The organism is Micromonospora sp. NBC_01638 (assembly GCF_045209745.1).
GTDB lineage: Bacteria > Actinomycetota > Actinomycetes > Mycobacteriales > Micromonosporaceae > Micromonospora.
The window spans coordinates 3,317,234-3,341,378 of the sequence record NZ_CP109273.1; the positions used below are offsets into that span (position 1 = coordinate 3,317,234).

Annotated in this window: 21 protein-coding genes, 1 tRNA gene and 1 other RNA gene; 17 read left to right on the forward strand and 6 right to left on the reverse strand. The window is 72.2% G+C overall.

The window, feature by feature from the left end; all coding sequences use genetic code 11:
* Positions 1–131 precede the first annotated feature (131 nt).
* Positions 132–641 carry a DUF6912 family protein gene (locus OG811_RS15750; RefSeq protein ID WP_406075215.1) on the forward strand — a complete coding sequence of 170 codons (510 nt, stop codon included), beginning with the start codon at positions 132–134 and terminating at the stop codon, positions 639–641.
* A 25-nt stretch (positions 642–666) separates the two neighbouring features.
* Here the strand turns inward: OG811_RS15750 and OG811_RS15755 are convergent, their stop codons facing one another.
* A complete protein-coding gene (locus OG811_RS15755) occupies positions 667–1,776 on the reverse strand; it encodes a hypothetical protein (protein WP_406075217.1) in 1,110 nt (369 codons plus the stop codon).
* A gap of 371 nt (positions 1,777–2,147) precedes the next feature.
* Here OG811_RS15755 and pruA point away from each other — a divergent pair, with 371 nt between their 5' ends.
* The 9 genes from pruA to OG811_RS15800 all read left to right on the forward strand — a co-directional run bounded on the left by pruA (position 2,148) and on the right by OG811_RS15800 (position 10,382).
* A complete protein-coding gene (pruA, locus tag OG811_RS15760; RefSeq protein ID WP_406075218.1) occupies positions 2,148–3,776 on the forward strand; it encodes an L-glutamate gamma-semialdehyde dehydrogenase in 1,629 nt (542 codons plus the stop codon).
* Between the two features lie 174 nt (positions 3,777–3,950).
* Positions 3,951–4,466 (forward strand): PadR family transcriptional regulator, encoded by a 516-nt coding sequence (locus tag OG811_RS15765; RefSeq protein WP_406075220.1) that lies wholly within the window; start codon positions 3,951–3,953, stop codon positions 4,464–4,466.
* A 64-nt stretch (positions 4,467–4,530) separates the two neighbouring features.
* Entirely contained in the window at positions 4,531–5,652 is a 1,122-nt protein-coding gene (prfB, locus tag OG811_RS15770) for a peptide chain release factor 2 (protein ID WP_406075222.1), read from the forward strand.
* A gap of 118 nt (positions 5,653–5,770) precedes the next feature.
* Positions 5,771–6,451, forward strand: coding sequence for a cell division ATP-binding protein FtsE (ftsE, locus tag OG811_RS15775; RefSeq protein ID WP_406075223.1), 681 nt, complete (start codon positions 5,771–5,773; stop codon positions 6,449–6,451).
* Positions 6,452–6,518: 67 nt separating this feature from the next.
* On the forward strand, positions 6,519–7,394 hold the full coding sequence (gene ftsX / locus OG811_RS15780) for a permease-like cell division protein FtsX (RefSeq protein ID WP_406075225.1): 876 nt from the start codon (positions 6,519–6,521) through the stop codon (positions 7,392–7,394).
* A gap of 148 nt (positions 7,395–7,542) precedes the next feature.
* Positions 7,543–8,022 (forward strand): SsrA-binding protein SmpB, encoded by a 480-nt coding sequence (gene smpB, locus OG811_RS15785; RefSeq protein ID WP_406075227.1) that lies wholly within the window; start codon positions 7,543–7,545, stop codon positions 8,020–8,022.
* A gap of 103 nt (positions 8,023–8,125) precedes the next feature.
* Positions 8,126–8,501: a transfer-messenger RNA gene (ssrA, locus tag OG811_RS15790) on the forward strand.
* A gap of 312 nt (positions 8,502–8,813) precedes the next feature.
* On the forward strand, positions 8,814–9,383 hold the full coding sequence (locus OG811_RS15795) for a hypothetical protein (RefSeq protein ID WP_406075228.1): 570 nt from the start codon (positions 8,814–8,816) through the stop codon (positions 9,381–9,383).
* Positions 9,384–9,428: 45 nt separating this feature from the next.
* On the forward strand, positions 9,429–10,382 hold the full coding sequence (locus tag OG811_RS15800) for a hypothetical protein (protein WP_406075229.1): 954 nt from the start codon (positions 9,429–9,431) through the stop codon (positions 10,380–10,382).
* Positions 10,383–10,392: 10 nt separating this feature from the next.
* Here OG811_RS15800 and mdlC read toward each other — a convergent pair whose 3' ends face one another.
* Together mdlC and OG811_RS15810 are read right to left on the reverse strand one after the other, a co-directional pair.
* Complete coding sequence (gene mdlC / locus OG811_RS15805) at positions 10,393–11,988, reverse strand: benzoylformate decarboxylase (RefSeq protein ID WP_406075231.1); 1,596 nt, start codon at positions 11,986–11,988, stop codon at positions 10,393–10,395.
* A gap of 154 nt (positions 11,989–12,142) precedes the next feature.
* Complete coding sequence (locus OG811_RS15810) at positions 12,143–12,946, reverse strand: S-methyl-5'-thioadenosine phosphorylase (RefSeq protein ID WP_406075232.1); 804 nt, start codon at positions 12,944–12,946, stop codon at positions 12,143–12,145.
* Between the two features lie 172 nt (positions 12,947–13,118).
* On the opposite strand from OG811_RS15810, the gene OG811_RS15815 reads away from it, so the two are divergent.
* Both OG811_RS15815 and OG811_RS15820 read left to right on the forward strand, forming a co-directional pair.
* Positions 13,119–13,709 (forward strand): YqgE/AlgH family protein, encoded by a 591-nt coding sequence (locus OG811_RS15815; protein WP_406075234.1) that lies wholly within the window; start codon positions 13,119–13,121, stop codon positions 13,707–13,709.
* 89 nt (positions 13,710–13,798) lie between these two features.
* A tRNA-Ala gene (locus tag OG811_RS15820) sits at positions 13,799–13,871 on the forward strand.
* Positions 13,872–14,253: 382 nt separating this feature from the next.
* Here OG811_RS15820 and OG811_RS15825 read toward each other — a convergent pair.
* A complete protein-coding gene (locus tag OG811_RS15825; protein ID WP_406075235.1) occupies positions 14,254–14,889 on the reverse strand; it encodes a DJ-1/PfpI family protein in 636 nt (211 codons plus the stop codon).
* 32 nt (positions 14,890–14,921) lie between these two features.
* Positions 14,922–18,161: a heavy metal translocating P-type ATPase gene (locus OG811_RS15830; protein WP_406075237.1), complete on the reverse strand. Its 3,240-nt coding sequence runs from the start codon at positions 18,159–18,161 to the stop codon at positions 14,922–14,924.
* 217 nt (positions 18,162–18,378) lie between these two features.
* On the opposite strand from OG811_RS15830, the gene OG811_RS15835 reads away from it, so the two are divergent.
* The 3 genes from OG811_RS15835 to OG811_RS15845 all read left to right on the forward strand — a co-directional run bounded on the left by OG811_RS15835 (position 18,379) and on the right by OG811_RS15845 (position 22,808).
* Positions 18,379–18,576, forward strand: a complete 198-nt coding sequence (locus OG811_RS15835; protein WP_406075239.1) for a heavy-metal-associated domain-containing protein — start codon at positions 18,379–18,381, stop codon at positions 18,574–18,576.
* Between the two features lie 23 nt (positions 18,577–18,599).
* Entirely contained in the window at positions 18,600–19,676 is a 1,077-nt protein-coding gene (locus OG811_RS15840; RefSeq protein ID WP_406075241.1) for a flavin-containing monooxygenase, read from the forward strand.
* Positions 19,677–19,805: 129 nt separating this feature from the next.
* A complete protein-coding gene (locus tag OG811_RS15845; RefSeq protein WP_406075242.1) occupies positions 19,806–22,808 on the forward strand; it encodes an AfsR/SARP family transcriptional regulator in 3,003 nt (1,000 codons plus the stop codon).
* On the opposite strand, the gene OG811_RS15850 is transcribed toward OG811_RS15845, so the two are convergent.
* Positions 22,805–23,062, reverse strand: coding sequence for a hypothetical protein (locus tag OG811_RS15850; RefSeq protein ID WP_406075243.1), 258 nt, complete (start codon positions 23,060–23,062; stop codon positions 22,805–22,807). The two genes, OG811_RS15845 and OG811_RS15850, sit on opposite strands and share 4 nt — an antisense overlap.
* 137 nt (positions 23,063–23,199) lie before the next feature.
* Here OG811_RS15850 and OG811_RS15855 point away from each other — a divergent pair, with 137 nt between their 5' ends.
* Both OG811_RS15855 and OG811_RS15860 read left to right on the forward strand, forming a co-directional pair.
* Entirely contained in the window at positions 23,200–23,331 is a 132-nt protein-coding gene (locus OG811_RS15855; RefSeq protein ID WP_406075245.1) for a hypothetical protein, read from the forward strand.
* Between the two features lie 37 nt (positions 23,332–23,368).
* Complete coding sequence (locus OG811_RS15860; protein ID WP_406075247.1) at positions 23,369–24,145, forward strand: ABC transporter ATP-binding protein; 777 nt, start codon at positions 23,369–23,371, stop codon at positions 24,143–24,145.

A 24,145-nucleotide genomic window follows, 5' to 3' on the forward strand; every position in this document is an offset into this window, starting at 1 on the left:
CGACCACGCGGGACACACCGGCCGGGAACTTCCGCCGGCCGGAGGCGGGGTGTATGACGGTCACGGCGTGCGGCATGATCTGCGCCCGAGCCGGCGGCCGCCGGTGGAGGACGAAGCGGGGGAGACGACCGGTGACCGACGAACTTGTCCGGGTGTACGTGCCGGCGACCGTACCGATGGTGGCCCGGCTGCGTGAGGATGGGCTGGCCGCCGACCAGGCGCACGCCGTGACCCCGGCGCTGCGCGAGTGGTACGCCGAGGGCGACGAGGAGGAGTTGGAGTACGTCGCGTTCACCCGGGCTGCCCAGGACGCGCTGCACCTGCTCCGGGCCGACCCGACCGCTCCCCGCCGCCGCGTCGTCGTCTCGGTCGACCTGCCGGCGGGTGCGCTCGGGCGGGGCGACGGTGAGCTGGGTTCCAGCACCGTGACCTTGGCCGACGCCGTGCCGGTGGGTGCCGTTGCGGCCATCCACGTGGACGGCGCGGACGCGGTCGAGGAGGTCGCCGCAGCTGTCGACGTGGTGGTCGAGGCGGCCGCTGGTGACCCCGATGCCCAGTTCACCGTCGATGGCGCCGAGGACCACGAGCTGGAGTGGTACGACGTGACGGAGCTGGACCAGTTGCTACGCGCGGCCGGCTGAGCCGGACACCGGTCCCCGTCCGACGTCAGCGGGCCGGGTCCGCCTTCGCCGGGTCCGCATCGAACGTCTCAGCCGGGTCCGCATCGAACGCCCTGGCCGAGCCCGGCTTGTCGTCCTCCTGGTCGACCCGGTCCGCGACGGTGTCTGGGCCGTCGGCTGGTTCGTCGTCGTCGGTGTGGGCCGGGCCGAGCGTGCGGCCGAACGCGATGAGCGCGGCCAGCGCCCCCACGAAGAGCACCCAGATGCCGTTGTCCACCCGCGAGGTGCCGAGCGAGGTCTGTGCGACCGCGTCCGCCTCACTGAGCGCGCTGGCCAGATCGAGCAGCGACCGGCCACCGATCCGGATGATCACCTCGGCGAGCAGCAGGAGCAGCCCCGGCCCGGCCCCGGCGAGCAGGTACGCCGGCCAGCGCAGCGCCGGGGCCTCGGGGTGGCGGCGGACGACGCGACGCCGCGCCCAGGTCAGGTAGCCGAAGGCGAGCAGCCCGGCGAGCAGCCCGGCGATGAGCGACTCGGTGCGGGACACCCACTTGGCGGCGTCGATCAACGACTGTTGGCTGTCGCCCGCCCCGAAGAGGTCGAACAGCGGGTCGCGGGCGCGGCTGAACGCGACCACGAAGAGGAACGTGCCCAGGGCGGCGCTCACCACCGCGCCGACCGCCGGGGCGGTCCGCGCGCCGGCCACCGCGCCACCGATGATCGCCGCGGCCGCCGCGGTGCCGGCGATCACGTTGGTGGCCGAGGTGTCGAAGTAGGTGAGGTTGATGGCCAGCGCGGTAGCCAGCCCGACCAGCATTCCGCCGCCGATCGCCCCGGCGAAGCGCAGGGTGGCCCGGTCGCCGTACCGGCGGGCCAGCAGGTTGCCGCCGGCCAGCGCGACGGCCGCCCCGGCCACCAGCGCGGCGGAGATCACGCCGGGCAGGGCGAACGCGGAAAGACTGATCGCCGTGACCCCGGCCGCCGCCGAGGTGATGGCTTCCCGCGTGGACCAGAGCATGGCGGCCAGCCACCCGAGCGCCAGCAGCGCGAGCACCGAGGCGCCGGGCGCGGGCAATGGCCGGCTGCTGGGGCTGGCCGCGTCGACCGCCGGCTCGTCCGACTCCGCGGCCGGGACGCGGCCGGACTGCTTGGTCATCGTCTCCCCTTCGAGCGGCAGGTCACCGACCATTCAGGGTACGCGGGCCCGCTGGGCCGCCCGCCGCCCCGGGACGGCCGAGACGGGTACGCCCCGAGCGGGCCGGCGACGCGGTTGCCCGGTGCCGGGGCGAGGCGGGCTGCCCGATGCCTGGACGGGTTGTCGGATCGAGCCCGGTCGGTAAGGGGAGGAAGGGTGGGCCGGTCCTTGGCGGTTGGCGGTGGTGGAGGTGGGGCGGGCAGCGGTTCATGGGAGAATCACGGGAGGTCCCGCCGCTGCTCGGCCTCCCGCGCGGCGCCCGGTCTCCGACCGTCCGGTCGGGGCCCGCGGGTCCGGTTTCGCCACTGCTGTCGAGATCGCCAGGAGCCTTGATGGATGCCGTGTTCTCCGTTCCCGAGCCGCGCAACGAGCCGGTTCGTAACTACGAGCCGGGCAACCCCGACCGGGACCGGCTCCAGCGGCGACTGACCGAGCTCGCCGCCGAGCGCATCGACCTGCCGATGACCATCGGCGGTGAGCAGCGGATGGCTGCCGGTGACTCGATCAACGTGGTGCAGCCGCACAACCACGCGCACGTGCTGGGTGTGACCGCGCACGCCACCCACGACGACGCCCGCGCCGCGGTCAAGGCGGCCAAGGACGCCGCCCCGATGTGGCGGGCGCTGCCCTTCGAGGAGCGCGCCGCGATCTTCCTGCGCGCCGCCGAGCTGCTCGCCGGCCCTTGGCGCGACACCCTCAACGCCGCCACCACGCTCGGCCAGTCGAAGACCGCGATCCAGGCGGAGATCGACGCGGCGTGTGAGTTCATCGACTTCCTCCGGTTCAACGTGCACTTCGCCCGCCGCCTGCTCGAGGAGCAGCCGGCGTCCTCGCCCGGCGTCTGGAACCGCTTCGACCACCGCCCGCTGGAGGGCTTCGTCTACGCGGTCACCCCGTTCAACTTCACCGCCATCGCCGGCAACCTGCCGTCGGCGCCGGCTCTGCTGGGCAACACGGTGGTCTGGAAGCCGGGCCCGACCCAGCAGTTCGCCGCGCATTTCACCATGCGGCTGTTCGAGGCCGCCGGCCTGCCGCCCGGCGTGATCAACATGGTCACCGGCCGGGGCGAGGAGGTCTCCGATGTCGTGCTCGCCGACCCGGACCTGGCCGGCATCCACTTCACCGGCTCGACCAAGGTCTTCCAGCAGTTGTGGCGGACCGTCGGCGACAACATTGCCCGCTACCGGGGCTACCCGCGCCTCGTCGGCGAGACCGGCGGCAAGGACTTCGTGGTCGCGCACACCAGCGCCGACGTGGACGCCCTGCACACCGCGCTGATCCGCGGCGCGTACGAGTACCAGGGCCAGAAGTGCTCGGCGGCCTCGCGGGCGTACGTGCCGCGCTCGATCTGGGAGGGTGGGCTGCGCGACCGGCTGGCCGCCACCACCGACTCGCTGACCTATGGCGACGTGGCGGACTTCAGCAACTTCGGCGGCGCGGTGATCGACGACAAGGCGTTCGCCCGGCACACCGCGGCGTTGGAGCTGATCGCCGGCGACGACTCCTGCCGGGTGCTGGCCGGTGGCACCGCCGACGACTCGGTCGGCTACTTCGTCCGGCCGACGCTCTTCGAGTGCAGCGACGCCGCCCACGAGACCTTCACCACTGAATACTTCGGGCCGATCCTGGGCGTGCACGTGTTCGACGACGCCCGCTTCGACGAGGTGGTCGCGCAGGCCGAGTCGATCGCCCCGTACGCGCTGACCGGCTCGGTGTTCGCCGACGACCGCCGGGTGGTCGACGCGGTCGCCGAGCGCATGCGGTACGCGGCCGGCAACTTCTACATCAACGACAAGCCGACCGGCGCGGTGGTCGGGCAGCAGCCCTTCGGCGGTGCCCGGGCCAGCGGCACCAACGACAAGGCGGGCTCCTGGCTCAACCTGGTCCGCTGGGTGTCGCCGCGGACGATCAAGGAGACCTTCGTGCCGCCGACCGACCACACGTACCCCCACATGGGCTGACCGGCGACGACCCGCCGGCGGCGTGCGTGGCGCCGCCGGCGGTCGGCCGAATGCCGCACCCATCGATAGTCCTCAACGGACAGTCTGCCGCCGACAGTGCACTTAGGAAGTCCTGTCGAGTGGCAAACTGGCAAATCCTGGACGCCGGGTGCGCAAAGTGGCAGCGTAGTGGGCATGGCGGAATCCGGAGTCAACCCTACGGCGGCGGCCCTGCTCGGGCTCCTCCACGAGGGCCCGATGACAGGCGGCCAGTTGATGGCCGCCGCTGAGCGCCGTCTGGCGCCGTACTGGTCGATGACCCGCAGTCAGGTCTACCGCGAGTTGCCGGTGCTGGCCGAGCGGGGTTTCGTGCGGCTCGGCAAGCCGGGGCCGCGGATGAGCCAGCCGTATGCGCTCACCGCCAGCGGGAAACGGACATTTTCCCGTTGGCTAACCGAGAATCCGGGGCGGGACACCATCCGCAACCCGATAGCGCTCCGGATGGCCTTCGGCAACCTGCACTCCGCCAGCCAGCTGAAGAGCCTGTACGCCTCGGCCAACGAATACCACACCGAGGCTCTCGCCCAGGTCCGGGAGCAGGTCAAAAACGCCAAACGGGACGGCGAGACGTACGACGCCAGCGCGCTGGAGTTCGCGGTCGCCTACCACCGGGCGGCCCTGTCGTGGTTGAAGACCGCCCCCGTCGGGTGATGATCGGCGGGTTCACGCATACGGGACGAGCTGAGCTGCCTGCGGCACAGTACGCTTAGCTGTCGTGACCGCTGCCGATTACGCCGAACAGCTCAAGGAACTCGACGCGACCCTGCGAAACATCGAGGCCGTCCTCAACCTCGACCGGCTCCACGAGGACAAGGCGCGCCTTGAGCAGGAGGCTTCCGCCCCCGACCTGTGGGACGACCAGACCAAGGCTCAGCAGGTGACCTCGCAGCTGTCGTACGTCAACAGCGAGATCAGCAAGCTGGGCAGCCTCCGTTCCGGCCTCGACGACGCCCAGGTGCTGCTGGAGCTGGCCGAGGCCGAAGCCGACCCGGGCGTGCTGACCGAGGTCGAGTCGGAGATCACCGGGCTGACCAAGGCCATCCAGGAGATGGAGGTCCGCACCCTGCTCTCCGGCGAGTACGACTCCCGGGAGGCGCTGGTCGCCATCCGGGCCGGCGCCGGTGGCGTGGACGCGGCGGACTTCGCCGAGATGCTGCTGCGGATGTACCTGCGCTGGGCGGAGCGGCACGGCTACCCGACCGAGGTCTACGAGACCTCGTACGCCGAGGAGGCGGGCCTGAAGTCCGCCACCTTCGCCGTCAAGGTCCCCTACGCGTACGGCACGCTCAGCGTCGAGTCGGGCACCCACCGGCTGGTCCGGATCAGCCCGTTCGACAACCAGGGCCGCCGGCAGACCAGCTTCGCGGGGGTCGAGGTCCTGCCGGTCACCGAGCAGACCGACCACATCGACATTCCGGAAAACGAGGTACGGGTCGACGTCTACCGCTCCTCCGGCCCGGGTGGGCAGAGCGTCAACACCACCGACTCGGCGGTCCGGCTGACCCACATCCCGACCGGCATCGTGGTGACCTGTCAGAACGAGAAGTCCCAACTGCAGAACAAGGCTTCCGCGCTGCGGGTGCTCCAGGCCCGGCTGCTGGATCGCAAGCGTCAGGAGGAGCAGGCCAAGCTCGAAGGGCTCAAGGAGAACGCGGCCGGCTCGTGGGGCGACCAGATGCGTTCCTACGTCCTGCACCCGTATCAGATGGTGAAGGATCTCCGAACCGAGCAGGAGACCGGCAATCCGACCGCGGTCTTCGACGGCGAGGTGGACGGTTTCATCGAGGCTGGCATCCGTTGGCGCAAGCAGCGGCAACTCGCCGACGACGGTGCGTGACGACACGCGGGCGGAGCGCGTCATCGATCTCCAGGTAGAGGCCTGATTCGACGACTCGCGCCGGTTCTGCAGGGCGTGGGGCTTGGCTCAGTTGTTACACCGCGTAGACTCAGCACCCGTGATTCAGCTTGAGCAAGTGACGAAGACGTACCCGAAGGCGTCCCGGCCTTCGCTCGACAACGTGTCCGTCTCGATCGAGAAGGGCGAGTTCGTCTTCTTCATCGGTCCATCCGGCTCCGGCAAGTCCACGATCATCAAAATGCTGCTGCACGAGGTGGCCCCCAACAAGGGGCGCGTCGTCGTCAACGGCAAGGACGTCACGTCGATGCGTTCCTGGAAGCGACCCCACTTCCGGCGCTCGATCGGCTGTGTCTTCCAGGACTTCCGGCTGCTGCCGAACCGCACCGCCTACGAGAACGTGGCGTTCGCCCTCGAGGTGATCGGCAAGACCAAGGCGGTTGCCCGCCGGGTCGTGCCGGAGGTGCTGGAGCTGGTCGGGCTCGGTGGCAAGGAGCACCGCTACCCGCACGAGCTCTCCGGTGGTGAGCAGCAGCGGGTCGCCGTCGCCCGGGCGTTCGTGAACCGTCCGCTGATCCTGCTGGCGGACGAGCCCACGGGAAACCTGGACCCGGACACCTCGATTGAGATCATGCGCCTGCTGGACCGGATCAACCGCACCGGAACGACCGTCGTGATGGTCACCCACGACTCCAACATCGTGAACCAGATGCGCCGCCGCGTCATCGAGATCGAGAGCGGTCGCGTCGTGCGTGACCAGGCCCGCGGCGTCTACGGGTGAGCCGGCTTTCCACCCCTGCGCAGCCTGACGACGAACTCTTCATGCCGGAGACCCGGAGGAAATCCCGATGCGCGTGAAATACGTCCTGTCCGAGGTGTTGGTCGGACTGTGGCGCAACGTGACCATGTCCATCGCGATGATCATCACGATGGCGGTCTCGCTGACCATGCTCGGCGCCAGCGGTCTCATGTACCGCCAGGTCGACGACATGAAGGTCACCTACTACAAGAACATCCAGGTCTCGATCTTCCTGAACCAGGAGGTGAGCGAGCAGGAGCGCACCGACCTGAACACCAAACTGGATGGTGACCCCCTGGTCAAGGATGTCCTCTACGTCAACAAGGACGAGGCGTACAAGCGCTTCAAGGAGATGTACCAGGACGCGCCGGACCTGGTGAACGCGGTCAAGCCGGACCAGCTGCCCGAGTCGTTCCGAATCACGCTGAACAACCCCGAGCAGTACAAGAACATCTACGACCAGTACAAGGACACTGCGGGTGTCGACGAGATCATCGATCAGAGTCGACTGCTCGACAAGATCTTCAACATTCTTACCTCGATCCAGAACATCGCCCTGGCTGCCGCAATCGTGATGGCGATCGCCGCACTGCTGCTGGTTGCGAACACCATTCAGGTGGCCGCGTACAGCAAGCGGCGTGAGGTGGCGGTCATGAAGCTGGTCGGTGCGTCCAACTGGTTCATCCAGGCGCCGTTCGTGCTGGAGGCCGTGGTGGCCGGCCTGATCGGCTCGCTGCTCGGCCTGGTTGCCCTGGTCGCGGCGAAGTACCTGCTCTTCGACGGGTCGTTGAGCGCCTTGCAGGGTCTGCTCTCGCCGATCACCTGGGGCGACATCCTGTTCATCTTCCCGCTGATGGCCGGCGTCGGTGGTCTGGTCAGCGCGGGCACCGCCTGGATCACCCTGCGCTTCTACCTGCGGGTCTAGGCACCGTACGGGTCGTCCCGTGGTCTCCCGAGGACCCTCTCGCAGCCGGAAATAAACGGCGCGGGAGGGTCCTTGTCGTTCAGGTAGCATGATCGGTTGTCCGGCCGGGGTGGGCCCGGCCACGGACGTGCGGGAGGGGGTGGCACCGATGCCACGGGAAAAGGGGCGCAAGGTGGTTGCCTCCAACAAGAAGGCACGCCACGACTACGCGATCCTCGACACGTACGAGGCGGGCATGGCGCTGACCGGCACCGAGGTCAAGTCGCTGCGGGCCGGGCGAGCGTCGCTGGTCGACGCGTTCGCCCAGGAACGTGACGGCGAGTTGTTCCTGCACGCGATGCACATCCCGGAGTACACCCAGGGCACCTGGACCAACCACGAGCCCCGGCGTACGCGCAAGCTGCTGCTCAACCGGGTCGAGATCGACAAGCTCGTCGGCAAGACCCGGGAGGGCGGTTTCACGATCGTCCCGTTGCAGGTCTACTTCTCCGACGGCTGGGCCAAGGTCGAGATCGCCCTGGCCAAGGGCAAGAAGTCGTACGACAAGCGTCAGGACCTCGCCAAGCGGGACGCGGACCGGGAGATCGCCCGGGTGTCCGGTCGACGCGGCAAGGGCATGGACGACTAGTCATCCCGTTTGTCCGGATCGGCGCGCCGGCCCGGGGCTCGGGATGAAAGCTGTTGCGGCAGGCGTTAGTCTTGTCAGTGCCGCCACATCAGCGGCCTGTCGAGGGGGTGACTGGTTTCGACTTCGTACGCAGCGACAGGGGAAGCGAGCCGAGGAAGCCGACGTCGTCTCGAGAATCGGTCGTCGGAAACTTATAAGCGCCAAGAACACTCGCGCTGACTTCGCTCTCGCCGCCTGAGGCGAGTAGCTAAGTCTGTCGGCCTGGGAACGCCTTCGTCCCAGTAGCCGGCATCAGCTAGGAGGCTGGCCAATCGGACCCGGTCGCGGGGTCCGTGCGGCGAGATTAATCAGCGACTGGGCCCGTCACACCAACTTGCTCGCGTGAGCGGTGGGGCCGAGTAGAGGCACAGCGAGCTGCGCTCGGAGAAGCCCTGACAAACCGGCGAAGGACCCGGGTTCGATTCCCGGCACCTCCACCACCTCGAACGAAGCGCCCCGGCCCACCAGCCGGGGCGCTTTGTTGTGCCCCTGCCGTCCCGGCCGCTTCTTGATCACTTGATGCTGAGTAGTTGCCAGGGTCGTTCTGAAGCTTCTGAGCATCAAGTGATCACTGGCTACGCTGCCCCTGTGACAGGAGCTCGGTCGTCGACGGGCGGCGGAGGGAGGTCCAGTGGGGCCTGCGGGGTCATTGGGGCGAATGGGGCAGATGAGCTTGGCCTTGGCCCTGGACAGGACGGGCCGGGCGGGCTCACCATCGCGGTATGGGGTAGCAGCGCCGCGCGGGAGGTGCCATGGTCACCGGTCCGGTCCAGCAGCCGTCACTCGGCGCCCGGCCGCGCGCCGCGCACCCGCACCCGGCGGGGCTCCCCGCCGATCCGCGCCGCAGCGAGCAGTCCGCGGAGCCGCACCCGAGCGGGGTTCCCGACGATCCGCATCCCATCGGGTTGCCCGGTGAGCCGCGCCCGGCCGGGCTCGCCGGTGACGTACACGCGTTCGGCCGGGCCGTCGCCGTCGACAGCACCGAGCCGCGCTGGCGCGAAGAGATCCTGCTCCGGCTGCGTCCGGTGGGGCGGGGCTTCGCGGAGCACGTCCGGGTCACCGAAGGCCCCGCCGGCCTCTACCGGGAGCTGCTCACCCAGTCGCCGCGGCTGGACCACGGGGTGCGGCTGCTGACCCGGGAGCACGCGGCGGTCGTCGCCGCGATCCTGGCGGTTCAGCAGATCGCCGAGCAGCCCGAGGCGCACCCCGACGAGCTGCGGCATCGAGCCCGGCACCTGCTGCGGAGGTTGGCTCGGCATCGGCGGCGCGGCGCCGACCTGCTCTGGGAGGCGTACCAGACGGATCTGGGTGGCGAGACCTGAGCCCAGGCCGGGAACCGGGGGGTCGGCGGCCACGTCCAACCGTCCATGCGTCGACCGGCCCTGCTGCTCGTACTTCCGTTGCTGTTCGTGGCGGGCTGCGCCCCGACCCGTGCTGATCCGGCCGACGGGCGCAGCGACCCGACGCACCGCGCGGAGGCGTTCGACCAGCGGGCCACCCAGGTCGCCGAGGCGTGGCGGCCCGGCTCCGGCTGGAGCACGGGGTATGTCCCGCTGGAGGGGCCGACGCTGCTCACCGGTGACCCGCGCTTCACCCCCGACACCGAGGCGGCTTTCCGGGCCGGTTGGTACCACGCGCAGGTCCCGATACCGCCCATGCGGGTCGGCGGCGTGATCCGATTTTCGGACGGCCGGCTGACGCTGCCGTTGGTCAGCGCCGCCGAGGCGTACCGGCAGCTCCACCAGGGCGACCCGCTGCCCTGCCCGGGGCGGCCGAAGCGGCCCGGCCTGCCGACCCCCGGCGGCCCCATCGTCGAACCAGGGCCGGATGGGTGGGCCACCAGCACAACGCAGACCGCCTGCCTCCCGCTCACCGTCACCGGAGTCACGTTCGACACCGTGCCGGTCCGCACGAGCCGGGGTGAGGCGCAGGTCCCGGCCTGGCTGTTCACCATCAAGGAGCTGGCTACCCCGGTGGTCCGGCTCGCCGTCGCGCCGACGGCGGTCGCGCCGGTCCCCGAGCCCACCGCGCCGGCCCGGCCGCTGCCGGACGGTCTGGTGGCCGCCCAGGACCTCGCGGCGGTCGACGGTGCCCGGCTGACCGTGCGGCTCGGCGTCGGTGCCTGCGACACCGGGATCACGCCGCTGGTCTGGGAGCGGCCGGACGTCGTGGTGGTCGGTGGCAGCGTCATCCGGGCCACCGGTACGTGCCTGGACCTGCTCAAGCTGGAGCCGGCGACGGTCACCCTCGCGGCACCGCTGGGCGCCCGGCCGGTGCTGGACATCTCCACCGGCGCCCCACTGTCGATCGCCGCGCGCTGACGGAGCCGGCTCAGAGAATGCTGGGCGGCTTGGTGCTGATCGGCACCGGCAACACGGTGGGCCGGTCGGCGCGCAGCCCGGTGGCGAGCGCCGCGCCGAGCTGGTCGGGGGTTTCCACCACCTCGGTGGCGCAGCCGTAGCCGGCCGCGATCGCGGTGATGTCCAACCCCGGCAGGTCCAGTCCGGGCACCCCGGGCGTCTCCTTCAGTTCGGCGAACGCTTTGAGGATCGCGTACTGCTGGTTGACCGGGACGATCACCACCACCGGCAGCGACAGCCGCGCGGCCGTCCACAGCGCCTGCACCGAGTAGTGGAATGAGCCGTCGCCCACCACCGCCACCACCGGACGGCCCCGCCCGCTGTCCCGCTCGGCGAGTGCCACCCCGATGGCGGCCGGCAGGCCGTAGCCGAGACCTCCGCTGGCCATCGTGAAGTAGGACGCCGGGCGGGTGATCCGCAGCCGCCGACGCAGCGCGGACAGATTGGACGGTGACTCCTGGACCAGCACGCCGTCCGCCGGCCAGTGCGCGGCCAGCCCGGCGAACAGGGCGTCGGCGCTCAGTGGGGTGGTGACCTCGGGTGGTGTCGGCGCATCCCGGTGCGCGGGCGGCGGCCGGTCGGCCGGCGGCACCCGCTCGACCAGCGCGGCCAAGGTCAGCCCGGGGTCGCCGAGCAGGCTGTCCCCGACCGGGGCACGCGCGGCCTCGTCGGGGTCGTCTGTGACGTGCAGCAGCCGGGCGCCGTCGGGCAGGTGCCCGCCCGGTACGTACGGGTAGTAGCGAAACACCGGGGCGCCGATGACCAGTACCGTGTCGTGCCCGCGCAGCGCGTCGGCCAGCGGACCGATCGCATACGGCAGCACACCGCGAAAGTGGGGGTGGTCCTCCGGGAACACGGCCCGCTCGGTTGCGGGGGACGCCCAGACCGGTGCGGCCAACCGCTCGGCCAACGCGACCGCCGCCGGCCAACTGCCGGAGCGGTCCACCCCCGGCCCGTACACCAGGACGGGGTTGCGGCTGCCGGCCAGGACCCGGGCGAACTCGTCCAGCCGCTGCGGGTCCGGTGCGAACCGGGTGGCTATCGAACGCGGCGCGGGCGGCGGGTCGGCGGGTTGGGCCCAGTCGTCCAACGGCAGGGAGAGGAAGACCGGCCCGGCCGGTGGCTGCACCGCCGTCGCGTACGCCCGCAGCACCGCTGCGGGGATGTCCTGCGCCCTGGTCGGCTCGTAGGCCCACTTGACGTACGGCTGAGGAAGCTCGGTGGGTCGGCGGCTGGCCAGCCGCGGTTCGAGCAGCAGCATCTTCCGGGCCTGCTGGCCGGCGGTGACGATCAGTGGGGTCTTGTTGTGCCAGGCGGTGACCAGGTTGCCCATGCCGTTGCCGGTGCCCGGGGCGGTGTGCAGGTTGACGTGGGCCGGAGTGCCGTTGGCCTGGGCGTAACCGTCGGCCATCGCGACCGCCGTCGCCTCCTGCAGCGCGTGGACGTAGTGGAAGTCGGCGGGGAAGTCCTGCAGGAAGGGCTCCTCGGTGGAGCCGGGGTTGCCGAAGATGGTGGTCATGCCGAGGGTGCGGAGCACGTCGTACGTCGCTTCCCGGACCGTTGCCATCGCCACCCGCCTCCGTGTCGTGGGCAGGGACGACCGCGGTCGCCCTCCGATCAGCCGAATCTATCCGGATGTGACGGACCTTTCGGGTGTTTCCCCGCCGTCGGTGGCCTGGGCGGTCGGGCGGACAGGGCGGTCGGGCGGACAGGGCCCCGGATCAGCTTGGCAGCGGGAAGGGCAGAGTGATGCCGTCCAGCGCCTGGCCGCAGACGCAGTCCCGCGTGGCGGGCAGCGCCGCCAGCGCATCCAGCAGGACGCCCCGCAGTCGATCGGTGTTGGCCGCGAAGACCCGGAACACCTCATCCTGGGTCACCGACTCGCCGGCCTGCACCCCGGCGTCCAGGTCAGTGATCAACGCGATCGAGGAGTAGCAGAGGGCCAACTCCCGGGCGAGCACCGCCTCCGGGTGACCAGTCATATTTACGACAGTGCCGCCGATAGAGGCATACCAGCGGGACTCCGCCCGAGTGGAGAACCGCGGGCCCTCGACCACCACCACCGTCCCGCCGTCCACGGCCGTGACGTCCCGACCAGCCGCTGCGGCGAGCAGGGCCCGCCGGCCGTTCGGGCAGTACGGGTCGGCGAACGGCACATGCACCGCACCCTGGTCGTAGTAGGTCTGCGCTCGGCCGCTGGTCCGGTCGATCAGCTGGTCCGGCACCACGAATGTGCCCGGGCCCAGCTCCGGGCGGAGCCCACCGACCGCGCACGGTGCCAGCACCTGGCGTACGCCGAGAGAGCGCAGCGCCCACAGGTTGGCCCGGTAGGGGATCAGGTGGGGCGGATACCGGTGATCCCGGCCGTGCCGGGGCAGGAACGCGACCCGCCGTCCGGCCACCTCGGCGATGGTCACCGCGTCCGACGGTGGCCCGTACGGGGTTTCCAGCTCATGGGTGATGCCGTCGAGGAGGGCGTACAGGCCCGACCCACCGATCACCGCGATGTCCGCCGTCGGTGCCATCGACCCTCCGTTTCAACTGTCTGATCACCCGCCGGCCAGACCTTAACCAGCACCCGGGGCGCAGGCTATCGTGCCAGGCATGGCGTTGACAGATCGGTTGATCCCGGTGCACCGGGCGGATCCGGTAGATGACCGATCCCCGGCGCGGGCTCACGGTTGACGGGTGTGTGGGATGCAGGGAGAGGGCCAGGCGATCGGCGGACGAGCGATGGAGTCGATGACCGGACGGCTGCTGGTCGCGACTCCGGCGCTCAAGGACCCGAACTTCGACCGTACGGTGGTGCTGCTGGTCGCCCATGAACCGGGCGGCGCGCTCGGCGTGGTGCTGAACCGGGCCACCGAGGTGCCGGTGGCCGAGGTGCTCGGCGACTGGAGTGACCTGGCCCGCTACCCGGCGGTGCTCTTCGAGGGCGGCCCGGTGCAGCCCGACTCGGCTATCTGCCTGGCCCGCATGCGGCACCCGATGCGCCGGTTGAAGGGCTTTCACCAGGTCTCCGGAGCGGTTGGCACGATCGACCTCTCGGTCGACCCGGAGCGGCTGCGGGAGAGCATCGGCGGCATCCGGGTCTTCGCCGGCTACTCCGGCTGGGGCGGTGGGCAGTTGGAGCAGGAGATTGCCGACGGCTCCTGGTTCGTGCTGGACGGGCTGCCCGGTGACGCCTTCGTCGACCGGCCCGACGACCTGTGGCCGATGGTGCTGCGTCGGCAGGGCGGGATGATGGCCGCCGTCGCCCACTTCCCGCCGGACGTGGCGCTCAACTGACCTGGCTCGGCGGGGGACCCCGCGAGATGACCATGCCGGCAGGTCTGTGTATAGTTTTCCCAGTGCCCGGGCGACCGGGAGAACAGCAAGGGGCCGTGGCGCAGCTGGTAGCGCACCACACTGGCAGTGTGGGGGTCAGGGGTTCGAGTCCCCTCGGCTCCACCTTGTTTTCGCAGGTCAGTGCCGTAGTCGCTTGATCAATGACTACGGCACTGACCTGTTTGTGTCACATGTCTTGTGACACGGCTTCTCGAACATCGTCTGGCTCCGATCGGCATGTCCGGATCTGGCGAGCACGAGCTCGGTGACCACGACCCGAGCCGTCCTGACGTTCGAGGCGGAATCCCGTGGTGACTGCGATGTCTGCGCGAGTCCGGACCCCATCGCGTGCGCTTGGCCGAGATGATCGAGCAGGCACCGCACCACATCAGCAGTGTGGACGTCGAGGTGGCCCACAGGAGCGCCGTCCGAGCTTTGCGAGTCGACGAACACGCCCGCGTCCCCGGCCCTGACCGCAGTAGGTCAGTGCCGGGGACGCGGGTCCTCAGCCGAGCACCAGCGAGGGATTCGCCCGCAGGGCGGCGACCGTCGAACCGGGAGCGGTGGTGGGCGAACCGGCGGTGTACGGCGGCTGCGGGTCGTACTCGATGCCGAGTTGAATGGTCTGGGCGACCGCGTCCCCCGCGATTCGGCCGGCCAGGGTGAGCGCCATGTCGATGCCCGACGAGACCCCGGCCGCGGTGACGTACTTGCCGTCGAGGACCACCCGGTCACCGGTCGGCTGGGCACCGAAGGCGGGCAGCTGGTCCAGGGCCAGCCAGTGCGAGGTGGCTCGGCGCCCGTCGAGCAGCCCCGCCGCGGCGAGCAGCAGCGAACCGGTGCAGACCGAGGTGGTCCAGGTGGTGGAGGTATCGACGGTGCGAAGCCAGTCGAGGAGCCGCGCGTCGGTCATCCGGGCGATCTGCCCGGGCCCGCCGGGGACCACCAGCACGTCCGGGCGGGTCACCTCGGCCAGCGAGGCGGTGGCGGTCAGGGCGAGGGTGCCCACGTCGGTGGTGATTGGGCCGGACTGGTCGGCGACGAAGACGGTACGGGCGCCGGGGAGCCGGCCGAGCACCTCGTACGGGCCGATGGCGTCGAGGGCGGTGAACCGGTCGAAGAGGAGCACGGCGATCTGCATGGCGTTTTCCTTCCTGAGGTGCGGCGGGACGATCAGCGGGCGTCGACGGTGAACGGGACGGTGATCACGTGGCCGTCGGCGAGGCGGAACTGGCCCCAGAGCCGGTAGCGGCCCGGGCGGGGAAATTCGGCGTGCAGGTCGAGCTCCGGCCCGTAGGTCTGGCCAGGCAGGGCGAAGACGGGCCGGCCGTCGGCGTCCTCGGTCTCGGCGTGCTCGTGGGCGAAGCTGTCGCCCGCGGCCGACATGATCACCACGTGCCCGGCGGCGGCGAGGTACGGCCGCAGCCCGGTCAGCGGCCGGCCGGTGGCCGCGTCGGCGAAGCGGTAGGTGAACCGGCTGCCGCCGACCTTCGCGGTCCCGTCGAGGGTCACCCGCACGCCGTCGACGACCTGCTGCCGCCCGGACACCGCCGGTGGCTGGTGGATGACCTGGGCCGGGTCGCCGACCGCCACCTCGTGCTGCTCCAGCACGTCGGTCAGCTCGCCCTTGCGCCGAAACTCGGTGTTCACGACGTATCGGCCGGGGGTCGGGAAGGTGAGGGTCACGGCGAACTCGCCGGGCGGGCCCGCCGGCTCGGGGTGGACGTGGGCGAAGCTGGCCAGGTCGTCGCGGACGGCGATCAGGTGCATCCAGGCCTCGTGGCTGCGTCCTACGTCGCGGATCGGGCGGCCGGTTTCGGCGTCGGTGACCCTGATCCGCACCGTGGTCTGCCGGCCGGGCACCACGTCGGCAGGCAGCCGGATGTCGACCCGGACGCCGGCGTCCTCGGCGTGCACCGGTTCGGTCTCGGCGGCCATCATGGTGCTCATCGCCGGCCGCATCGGCATGCCGGTGCCCTGGGTCCAGGCCAGCACCCCGTTCATGCCGCGGGCGGCGGTGTCGGTGCGGCTCAGCGCGGTGAAGCCGGCGCCTACGGCGAGCGCGAGCACAGCCACCCCGGTCAGATACGCCCACTCGCCGAGCCGGTCGCTCAGGCGGGGTCGCAGCGCGGCGGCCGTCTGCGGCCGGCGGAAGCGGCGCAGCCGCAGCGCGTTGGTGACCACGCTGACCGAGCTCATCGCCATCACGGCGGCCGCGAGGGACGGGTCCAGCAGGATGCCCCAGGCCGGGTAGAGCACCCCGGCGGCCACCGGGATGAGCAGGATGTTGTAGCCGAACGCCCAGCCCAGGCCCTGCTTGATGGTGGTGACCGTACGCCGGGACAACGCGATGGCCGAGACGATGCCGCGCAGGTCCCCGCCGACCAGGGTGATGTCGGAGGCGGCGATCGCCACGTCGGTGCCGGTGCCGATGGCGATGCCGAGGTCCGCGCGGGCCAGCGCCGGCGCGTCGTTGATGCCGTCGCCGACCATGGCCACCACCGCGCCGCGCTCCTGCAGGGCGGCGACTCGGGCGGCCTTGTCCTCGGGCCGGACGTCGGCGATCACGTTGTCGATGCCCACCTCGCGGGCGATCACCTCGGCGGTGACCCGGTTGTCGCCGGTCAGCATCCACACCTCCAGGCTCAGCGCCCGCAGTTGGGTCACCGCCTCGACGGACTCGGGCCGCAGGGTGTCGGCGACCCCGACGACGCCGCCGAGCCGGCCGTCGAGCGCGACGTACACGGGGGTGCCACCAGCGGCGGCGACGGCGGTGACCTCGCTCGACAGGACGGCGACGTCGACGCCGTGGCGGCGCATCAGGGCGGCGTTGCCGATGAGCACGGTGCGGCCGTCGACCCGCGCCTCGACGCCGTGCCCGGGCACCGCCGCGAAGGACTCCGCCGCCGGTGCGGCGTGGCCGCGGGCGCGGGCGTACCGGACGATCGCCTCGCCGAGCGGGTGCTCCGAGCCGGTTTCGGCCGCCGCCGCGTAGGTCAGCAACTGGTCGGCGTCGACGTCGTCGACGGCGTGCACCGCGGTGACGTCGGGACGGCCGCGGGTGAGGGTGCCGGTCTTGTCCAGCACCACCGTGGTGATCCGCCGGGCCTGCTCCAGCGCGTCGCCGCCGGAGATGAGGATGCCCAGCTCGGCGGCCTTGCCGGTGCCGACCATGATCGCGGTCGGGGTGGCCAGGCCCAGCGCGCAGGGGCAGGCGATGATGAGCACCGCGATCGCGGTGCCGATGCCGAGGGTCAGCCGCCCGTCGGCCGGCCCGGCGACCGCCCAGACGCCGAAGGTGAGCAGGGCCAACCCGATCACGGCCGGGACGAACCAGCCGGAGACCGTGTCGACCAGCCGCTGCATCGGCGCCTTGGCGCCCTGCGCCTCGCGGACCAGGCGGACGATCTGGGCGAGGGTGGTGTCCTGGCCCACCGCGGTGGCCCGGAACACCACCGAGCCGGTCCGGTTGACGGTCGAGCCGATGAGCACGTCCCCGGTCGTCTTCGACACCGGCATGCTCTCGCCGGTCAGCATGCTCTCGTCCATCGTGGAGGTGCCCTCGGTGACCGTGCCGTCCACCGGCACCTTCTCGCCGGGGCGCACCCGGACCAGATCGCCGACCAGCACCGCATCCACCGGCACCTCGGTCTCGACGCCATCGCGCAGCACCCGGGCGGTGCGCGGGCGCAGCCCGAGCAGCGCCCCGATTGCCGCGCCGGTCTGCCGTCGCGCCCGGGCCTCCATCCAGCGCCCGGTCAGCACCAGCGCGATGACCACCACGGAGATCTCGAAGTAGACGTGCAGCGGCAGGCCGAGCCGTTCGGCCACCGCCGGCCAGAGCGTGACGAAGGCGCTGTAGGCGTACGCGGCCGTGGTGCCCAGGGCCACCAGGGTGTGCATGTTGACACCGCCGTGCCGGGCCGCCGCCCAGGCCGCCCGGTAGAAGGGCCGGCCCGCCCCGAACTGCACCACGCTCGCGACGACCAGCAGCGCCGGCATCAGCCAGTCCATCGCGTCGATGGACAGCGGCAGGTACATCAGCACCATCATGGACAGCCCGGTGGCCAGGGTGAGCTGCCAGATCCGCCTGAGCCGGGTGACCTCGCGCTCCTCGGCCCGGGCCCGCTCGCCGTCCTCGTCTGCAGCGGCGGGCGTCGGGGCGTCCCGACGAGCCAGCTCGTCGGCGTGGATGGTGGCCGTGTAGCCGGCCCGCTCCACCGCCGTGGTCAGGGCCGGCCGGCTCACCCGGGCCGGGTCGTAGACCACGGTCGCCGTCTCGGTCGCCAGGTTGACCTCGGCCCGGTCCACGCCCTCGACCCGGCTCAGCGCCCGCTCCACCCGCCGGACACAGGACGCACAGGTCATCCCGCCGATGCCCAACGTGCCGGAGACGACCGTAGGTGTCGTCATCGCACTGCTCCTCTCGTACCGGGCGTCGCAGGCGCCCTGGCTGGTCCGGCCGTCGTCGTGGGCCGGTGACGCCACGTTCCCGGCCGCCGCTGTCCGCCCGCTGTCCTCGACCCGTCGGCCGCTCCTCGCGTACGCGACAGGACGCGGACAGGGCTCCCCGGCACGGTTCGAGCAGCCGGGCCGCCACGGGGCGGCCCGCCGAACGAAGGAGCGCATCGTGAACGAGCTCGTTCTCTCCGTGCCGAACATCAGCTGCGGCCGCTGCGTCGAGGCGATCCAGGAGGAGGTCGGTCTGGTCGCCGGCGTCCGCGCCGTGGCGGTGGACCTGGTGACCCGTACGGTCCGGGTCGACGGCGACGCCGACGAGGCCGCCGTCCGGGCCGCCATCGGCGAAGCCGGTCACCAGGTCGCCTGACTCGTACGAGAGGAGACGGACCGATGGACCTGGACACCGTGATCGTCGGCGGCGGTCAGGCCGGGCTGGCGCTCGGTTACCACCTGCGCCGCGCCGGCCTGCCCTTCACGATCCTCGACGTGCATGCCCGGGTGGGCGACGCCTGGCGGCACCGGTGGGACTCGCTGACCCTGTTCACCCCGCGCCGATTCTCCGCCCTGCCGGGCCTGCCGTTCCCCGGCGACCCGGACGGGCACCCCGGCAAGGACGAGGTGGCCGACTACCTGGCCGCGTACGCCGCGCTTTTTGACCTGCCGGTGCGGCTCGGCTGCCGGGTCACCTCGGTCCGTCCCGGCGCGGCGGGCGGCTTCACCGTCGACACGTCGACCGGAACCCTGTACGCCCCGCGCGTGGTGGTCGCCGCCGGGGCGTACCACACGCCCCGGATCCCCGACGTGGCCGGGAAGCTCTCGCCGCGGGTCGCGCAGCTGCACAGCAGCCGGTACCGCCGGCCCGACCAGCTGCCGGGGCACGACGTCCTGGTGGCTGGCGGGGGCAACACCGGCGTACAGATTGCCGCCGAACTCGCCGACGACGGCCGCCGGGTGGTGCTCGCCGCGCCGACCCTCGGCCCGGTGCTGCCGCAGCGCTGGCTGGGCCGGGACATCTTCTGGTGGTTTTCCCGGCTGGGCACCATGCGGCTGAGCGCCGAGAGCCGGCTGGGCCGCCGGACAGCGGCCCGCAACCCGGTCATCGGTACCGACGTCGCCGGGTTGCTGCGCCGGGTCGACCGGGTCGGCCGGGTGGTCGACGCCGCCGGTGACGAGCTGCTGCTGGCCGACGGCGGGCGGCGCCGGGTGGACGCGGTGGTCTGGGCCACCGGCTTCCGCCCGCACTACCCGTGGCTGGAGGTGCCGGTGCTGGACGCGTCCGGCGCGCCGGTGCAGCGGGCGGGCGTGACGGACCGGACCGGGCTGTACTTCCTCGGCCTGCCGTGGCAGCGCGCCCGCGGCTCGGCGGTGCTGGGCTGGGTGGGCCGGGACGCCGAGGCGCTGGCGGGCCGGTTGGCGCAGGAGCGGCTGGCGGCACCAGCCCGACCGGCGCCGGCCGTCCCGGCCTGATCGGAGCAGCTCACCGCCGTTCGGATGATCGTTTCGAGCGCCCGTCGGGACGTACCATGTGCCCGCCCGGGCGGCCGCCGGGCGACCGGGGCGGGCCCCTGGGTCGACGCCGCAGCGGACGGGAGTGCGATGAGCCGGGACAGCGGGCACACCACGGTGAGCTTCAACGTGCTCGGCACCGTCGAGCTCCAGGTGGCCGGCCGCCCCGCCACGCCCCTCGCCCCGGCGGTCCGCGCCTTGCTCGCCCGGCTGGTCCTCGCCGCGGGCCGGGTGGTCTCCGCGGACGCACTGATCGACGCGCTCTGGGGCGACCACCCTCCGGCCGACGCCACCAACGCGCTGCAGCTGCGGGTGTCGAAGCTGCGCCGGGCCCTGGTGGCCGCCGGGGCCGGCGGCGACCTGCTGATCACCCGCGCCCCCGGCTACCAGCTCGCCGTCGCCCCGAACGCGGTGGACGCGTACCGCTTCGAACGGCTGCTGGAACGGGCCCGCGACGCGACCACCGGCGACGGACCGGCCGCGGCGCTGGCTCGCTACGACGAGGCGCTGCGGCTGTGGCGGGGATCGGCCCTGGCCGACCTCGGCGATGCCGAGTGGGCCCTCGCCGAGGCCGCCCGCCTGGCGGAACTGCGGCTCGGCGCGGTGGAGGACCGGCTGGAACTGCTGCTGGAGGCCGGCCGGCAGGCCGAGGCGGTCGCCGACCTGGAACGCCTGGTCGCCGCCCACCCGCTGCGCGAGCGGCTGCACCGGCTGCTGATGCTGGCGCTCTACCGGGGCGGGCGGCAGGCGGACGCGATCACCGCGTACCACGCGCTGCGGCACCACCTCGCCGACGAGCTGGGCATCGACCCGGCCCCCGAACTCCAGGCGCTCGCCGAGGCGATCCTGCGCCAGCAGGTGCCTGCCCCGGCAACTCCGACAGCAGCCGCCCCGCCCCCGGCTCGGCCGGCCGACCGGCCCCCGGCGGCACCCGCCCCGACCCCCGCCAACCGGGCACCGCAGCGCGGCGACCTGCCGCGCCGGCTCGCCTCGGTCATCGGCCGCCAGGACGACGTGCACCGCGTGCTCGACCGGCTGCGCGAGGCACGGGTGGTGACGCTGACCGGACCGGGCGGCGTGGGCAAGACCACCCTCGCCCTCGAGGCGGTACGCCACGCCGACGACGCCCTGGCTGACCGGATGCATCTGGTCCGCCTGGCCGCCCTGCCGAGCGGCACCGACCTTTCCGAGGCGGTCGCCAGTCAGCTCGGCGTGGCCGCCGGTGGGCCGGGCCCGGCCGCGACCGCCGCGTTGGTCGCCTGGCTCGGCGCCGACCGCGCGCTGCTCGTGGTCGACAACTGCGAGCACGTCATCGACGAGGCGGCCGAACTGGTCGAGCAACTCGTCGCGGCCTGCCCGGCGGTGACCGTGCTGACCACCAGCCGGGAGGCGCTGGCCGTACCCGGCGAGACCCAGTTCGCGGTCGCGCCGCTGGGCGTACCCGACGGGCCGGCTGATCTCGCACGACTCGGCGACAGCCCGGCGGTGGCCCTCTTCGTCGATCGCGCGCGGGCGGTGCGCCCCGGCTTCGTCCTCGACGAGACGACCGCGCCAGTGGTGGCGGACATCTGCCGGCAGCTCGACGGCATGCCGTTGGCCATCGAGCTGGCGGCCGCGCGGGTGAAGGCGCTGCCGCCGGGAGAGATCGCGGCCCGGCTGCACGACCGGTTCGCGCTGCTCACGGCGGGAGCGCGGACCAGCGAGGTCCGGCACCGCACGCTGCGGGCCACCCTCGACTGGAGCCACGACCTGCTGTCCGAGGCCGAGCGACGGCTGCTGCGCCGGCTGACGGTGTTCCTCGGTGGCTGGGACCTCGCCGCCGCCGAGCAGATCTGCGCGTTCGACGGCCTGGCCGCGGACGAGGTCCTCGACCTGCTCTTCCGCCTGGTCGACCGGTCCCTGGTGGTGCCGGACCCGACCACCGGGCGGTTCCGGCTGCTGGTCACGATCCGGGAGTACGCCGCCGCCCGTCTCGCCGAGGCCGGCGAGACGGAGACCGCCCGCGACCGGCACCTCGGGCATTTCACCGAGCTGGCTGAACGGCACGGCCCATACGCGCGGACGGACGCCGACGCCTGGGCGCGCCTGACGGACGAGCACGACAACTTCCGGGCCGCCGTGGACCGTTGCCTGGAACGCGCGGACGGCATCGGAGTCGGCCTGCGGCTGGCGGACGCCCTCTTCCTGTTCTGGAACTACGGGCCGCGTTACGAGGGGATCCGCGCCCTGACCGCGCTGCTCGCCGCCGGCGAGCCCGCCCCGGCCGCCCGGGCCGCCGCCCTGCAGCGGATCGGCCTGCTCGGCGTCTACTACCCCACCGCGCAGACCCGGGCCGCGGCCCGGGAGAGCCTGGTGGAGTTCGAGTGCCTGGGCGACACCGTCAACACCGCGACCTCGCGGCTCGTCGTCGCCTGGGAGGGCCAGTATGACGGCGACGCGGACCGGTACCGGGCGATGGTGGCCCAGGCCTGTCGTGAGCGGGGCGACACCGACGACCCGTGGTGGCACGGCACGGTCTGCTACGTCGAAGCGCTGCTGGATCTGCGGACCGGCGACTTCGAGCGGTCCGCCGAACGGTGGGTCCGCAGCCTCGAATGGACCCGTGAGGCGGGGGACCGCCTCCTGCCCGCCGGGATCCTGGCGCACCTCGGCATCGCGCTACGTGAGGCCGGCCGCCCCGACGAGGCGATCGCCACGCTCGAGGAGGCGGTGGGCGAGACCCGGATCAACCACTCCCCGCATTCGATCGCCTTCACCCTCGTGCAGCTCGCGCACACCCGATTGGACCGAGGTGAGGTCGAGGGCGTGCCGGCCATGCTCGCCAAGGCGGACGAGACCGCCCGCCGCAGCGGCAACCCGCGGTGCCAGGCCTGGGCCGCATGGGGACGGGCCCGGATCGCGTACGCCGACGGCAACGCGACCGGCGCGGCGGACGAGTGCCGCCGAGCCGTGGAGCTGCTCCAAGAGCGGGAGTTCCCGTGGGCGCGGCACCGGCTCTGGTCGCTGACCGCCGCCGCGGCCGCCGCCGCGGGCCGGCCCCGGGAGGCTGAGGCGGCCCGGCGGGCCGCCGCCGACCTGGTGGCGGGCCGCTAACCGAGGCGGCGGCAGTCCGGGTCGTTTGGGCAGGGCACCAGGCCGGCCCGGCGCAGGACCGCCGGATTCACCCTCCCGCCCACGCGCAGCACGCCGGCGGCCACGTCGAACTCCAGCGACACCACCCCGGGCAGGTCACTGACCCGCCGGCTGAGCACGCGTACGCACCGCCGGCACATCCCGGGCGGCAGGCCCACCGTCACCACCCGCGTCGTGTCCGCGGCGGGTTCCGTCGGGTCTTTCCGTTCCATCATGCCGCCAGCCTGATCGCCATCGCTGGCGGCGGTCTGTCCACCCGCTGTCCGCCCCACGCGGTGACCAGCCAGCGCCCGGACAGCACGGCCAGCGACTCTCCTCGTGTCACAGATCGGAACCTGATCGAGGAGTCAACATGAACCATTTGCTCACCGCTGAGCTGTCTCGGCTGGAGCACGCCGAGCTGGTACGCCAGCTGCGCCGGGAAAGGCACGCCGCGACGGTACGCGCGACCCGCGCCCCGCTGCCCCGCTGCACCGCCCGCTGAGCCACCCGCCCCCGACGCATCCGCCAGGAGATTCCCGATGACCACGAGCACCGCCCCCGCACCCACCACCACCGTCGCCGTGCAGGCCCGAGACGTCGTCCGCTGCTACGGTCGCGGCGACGCCGCCGTCCGCGCCCTCGACGGCGCCACTCTGCTCATCCCGGCCGGCCGATTCACTGCGATCATGGGTCCGTCCGGCTCCGGCAAGTCCACGCTCATGCACGCGCTGGCCGGGCTCGACACCGTCGACGCCGGGCAGATCCTGCTCGGCGGGACCGACCTCGGCCAGCTGACCGAGCGGCAGCGCACCCTGCTGCGCCGGGACCGGATCGGCTTCGTGTTCCAGGCCTTCAACCTGGTGCCGACCCTGACCGCGCGGGAGAACATCCTCCTGCCGCTCACCCTCGCGGGCCGCCGGCCCGACCCCGAGCGCCTGGCCCACCTTGTCGCCACGCTCGGCCTGACGGACCGGTTACGGCACCGGCCCGGGGAACTCTCCGGCGGCCAGCAGCAGCGGGTCGCGATGGCCCGCGCGCTGGTCACCAACCCGGAGATCGTCTTCGCCGACGAGCCGACCGGCAATCTCGACTCGCAGGCGGCCGAGGCGCTGCTCCGCTTCCTGCGGCAGGCCGTCGACGAGCTCGGACAGACCATCGTCATGGTCACCCACGACCCGCACGCCGCCGCGTACGCCGACCGAGTGGTGTTCCTCGCCGACGGCCGGATCGACGGCGAACTCGACGCCCCGACAGCGCCGGCCATCCTGTCCCGCATGGCGCGCCTGGCCGCGCCCGCAGCCACCGGAGCGAACTGA

What these genes read in the sequence shown, in the direction of transcription:
- OG811_RS15755 (WP_406075217.1), bottom strand. Translation starts at nt 1,776, where the DNA reads ATGACCAAGCAGTCCGGCCGCGTCCCGGCCGCGGAGTCGGACGAGCCG.
- pruA (WP_406075218.1), top strand. Translation starts at nt 2,148, where the DNA reads ATGGATGCCGTGTTCTCCGTTCCCGAGCCGCGCAACGAGCCGGTTCGT.
- OG811_RS15765 (WP_406075220.1), top strand. Translation starts at nt 3,951, where the DNA reads ATGGCGGAATCCGGAGTCAACCCTACGGCGGCGGCCCTGCTCGGGCTC.
- ftsX (WP_406075225.1), top strand. Translation starts at nt 6,519, where the DNA reads ATGCGCGTGAAATACGTCCTGTCCGAGGTGTTGGTCGGACTGTGGCGC.
- smpB (WP_406075227.1), top strand. Translation starts at nt 7,543, where the DNA reads ATGCCACGGGAAAAGGGGCGCAAGGTGGTTGCCTCCAACAAGAAGGCA.
- OG811_RS15795 (WP_406075228.1), top strand. Translation starts at nt 8,814, where the DNA reads ATGGTCACCGGTCCGGTCCAGCAGCCGTCACTCGGCGCCCGGCCGCGC.
- OG811_RS15800 (WP_406075229.1), top strand. Translation starts at nt 9,429, where the DNA reads ATGCGTCGACCGGCCCTGCTGCTCGTACTTCCGTTGCTGTTCGTGGCG.
- mdlC (WP_406075231.1), bottom strand. Translation starts at nt 11,988, where the DNA reads ATGGCAACGGTCCGGGAAGCGACGTACGACGTGCTCCGCACCCTCGGC.
- OG811_RS15810 (WP_406075232.1), bottom strand. Translation starts at nt 12,946, where the DNA reads ATGGCACCGACGGCGGACATCGCGGTGATCGGTGGGTCGGGCCTGTAC.
- OG811_RS15815 (WP_406075234.1), top strand. Translation starts at nt 13,119, where the DNA reads ATGCAGGGAGAGGGCCAGGCGATCGGCGGACGAGCGATGGAGTCGATG.
- OG811_RS15825 (WP_406075235.1), bottom strand. Translation starts at nt 14,889, where the DNA reads ATGCAGATCGCCGTGCTCCTCTTCGACCGGTTCACCGCCCTCGACGCC.
- OG811_RS15830 (WP_406075237.1), bottom strand. Translation starts at nt 18,161, where the DNA reads ATGACGACACCTACGGTCGTCTCCGGCACGTTGGGCATCGGCGGGATG.
- OG811_RS15840 (WP_406075241.1), top strand. Translation starts at nt 18,600, where the DNA reads ATGGACCTGGACACCGTGATCGTCGGCGGCGGTCAGGCCGGGCTGGCG.
- OG811_RS15845 (WP_406075242.1), top strand. Translation starts at nt 19,806, where the DNA reads ATGAGCCGGGACAGCGGGCACACCACGGTGAGCTTCAACGTGCTCGGC.
- OG811_RS15850 (WP_406075243.1), bottom strand. Translation starts at nt 23,062, where the DNA reads ATGATGGAACGGAAAGACCCGACGGAACCCGCCGCGGACACGACGCGG.
- OG811_RS15855 (WP_406075245.1), top strand. Translation starts at nt 23,200, where the DNA reads ATGAACCATTTGCTCACCGCTGAGCTGTCTCGGCTGGAGCACGCCGAG.
- OG811_RS15860 (WP_406075247.1), top strand. Translation starts at nt 23,369, where the DNA reads ATGACCACGAGCACCGCCCCCGCACCCACCACCACCGTCGCCGTGCAG.